At 56.3% G+C, this 2,004-nt stretch carries 2 protein-coding genes and 1 pseudogene; all 3 read right to left on the bottom strand.

Annotated elements, in window-relative coordinates:
• Window positions 1–145: 145 nt before the first annotated feature.
• Window positions 146–301, bottom strand: a pseudogene (locus C451_RS05245) (transposase); the annotation flags it as partial.
• Window positions 302–602: 301 nt separating this feature from the next.
• On the bottom strand, window positions 603–1,421 hold the full coding sequence (locus C451_RS05240) for an IS5 family transposase (RefSeq protein WP_007738474.1): 819 nt from the start codon (window positions 1,419–1,421) through the stop codon (window positions 603–605).
• Window positions 1,422–1,489: 68 nt separating this feature from the next.
• Window positions 1,490–2,004: IS5/IS1182 family transposase (locus tag C451_RS05235; RefSeq protein ID WP_007738472.1), on the bottom strand; the 515-nt coding region annotated here is incomplete at its 5' end.

Below are 2,004 nucleotides of genomic sequence, written 5' to 3'. Positions count from 1 at the left end.
CGTCTCTAACCAACGATTCATCGTGACACACGATGCAGAAACATGGATTTGCGGTTGGAGTTAGAATTGCCAGATTTGATAGGAATTGGTGTATCGCTGGTGATGCCTCTCAGACCATCTGACAGAGAAAGAGCGGGCGGCGGCGTTAGCCGACCGCCCGCGAGAGGTTATGGATTATGCACTTCCGAGTCAGCTCTCGAAATTGCCCGTGCCACGTCCTTGTGTGGAGATTTTCGCCATCATCTGCCTTCAGCATCGAAAACACCGTCTCGCTCATTGACCGTTGGTTGTAGAGGTTATCGTNCGTCCTTGTGTGGAGATTTTCGCCATCATCTGCCTTCAGCATCGAAAACACCGTCTCGCTCATTGACCGTTGGTTGTAGAGGTTATCGTGCCTTGTTGAATGCAAGACAGCGTCGGGGTAGGGTCAGTAACTCACCGCTTAACAGCCTGAGCCGCACGATCCTTCGATCAGAAGATGCAGTAGCTATCGCCGATAGCGTTCTGAGAATGATCAGGAAGATCTCATTTTCGAACCCTTCTCTGTGACGACGGCGATGCTTCTGACCAATACGCTGGAGAAAGAGAGCAGGCGGCGAGCCTCAACTCGCCGCCTGCGACAGATTATGGACGATGCATTTGCGAGTAAGCTCTCGGAACTGGCCGTGCCAGCTCCGAGAGCGGAGCTTTTCGCCATCGTCTTTCTTGAGTAGCGAGAAGCCGGTTTCGCCCATCCATCGCTGGTGGTAGTCGTCAGCGTTCATCCGCGCGTTGTGTGCCTCCTTCAGCGGCGTGTGCTCCTTGTGCTTGATGAGCGGTCGCGTAGACGCATCGCGACATTCCTCGCGGAGGTCGCTCCACGAGTAGTTCGCGTCCGCGGCCAGGATCTGCAGGTCTTCCGCGTTCCGGCGGAAGACCTGCATCCCGATGTGCCCGTCCCAGCTTTTCCGTGTCGTGTAGTGGACGTCTCTGATTGCCAGCGTGTTCATATCGACCAAGGTTGTCGTTTTCAGCGACTGGAACGAGTAACCAGCACGATTGCGGTAGTGATGGCTGGTCTGATCGCGCTGGAAGCCACTGGCGTCGATGGCTGCCTCACCACTCCAGCCAGCCTGCTCCGCCGAAGCGCGGAGCAGGCGGCGTAACTCGCGCATCTGGAACTGCTGTTCCCAGCGACAGAATGAGCTGTAGTGTGGTGCTCGTTCGAGACCGAATTCGTCGAGGATAGCGGCCGAATCGTTGAACCACGCTTCGGTCTCACGGAGGCTCTTATCGAGTTCGACCCGCATCAGAATCAGCGCGATCTGGACCCACTCGGCGTACCCGCTGTCGCCGTTCGGCGCAGCGGGTACGTCCGGATTATCGACGTACTGCTTGGCAAGCTTCTTACACTGTCGGGCTAGCGGTCGTTTCGACCTCATACCGCAAGACAGCGTCCAAATCTCCACCAATCTCACGAAAACAGCCGAGAAGATGGCTGAAAACGGCGTCAGCTACCGCTGCAACAAGGCAGGTTATCGTCTATTCGGGCGTTGTGAGCATTCTGCAACGAGGATTGCTCGCAATGCTTGATCACTGGACGTGTCGACTCAGCACGGCATTTCTCACGCAGGTCCTGCCACGAGTACATNTTCTGCAACGAGGATTGCTCGCAATGCTTGATCACTGGACGTGTCGACTCAGCACGGCATTTCTCACGCAGGTCCTGCCACGAGTACATCTTGTCCGCGAGGAGTTCCCGCAGGTCTCCGGCGTTCCGCCGGAAGACCTGCAACCCGATATGGCCGTCATAGGCCTTCTTCGTCGTGAAATGCACGTCTCTGATCACCAACGACTCCGTGTCAACCAGAACCGTGGTTTTCATCGCCTGAAACGAGTAATCTGCTCGCTTGCGGTAGTGGTGACTCGCTTGACCACGTTGGAAGCCACTGGCATCGATTGCTCCAGTTCCCGAGAAATCAGTTTGCTCCGCCGTTCTGCGGAGCAAACTGCGGAGCGTCCGCA

Origin of the sequence: Halococcus thailandensis JCM 13552 (genome assembly GCF_000336715.1) — an archaeon.
Classification (GTDB): domain Archaea; phylum Halobacteriota; class Halobacteria; order Halobacteriales; family Halococcaceae; genus Halococcus; species Halococcus thailandensis.
This window is presented reverse-complemented; position numbering and strand designations above follow the sequence as displayed.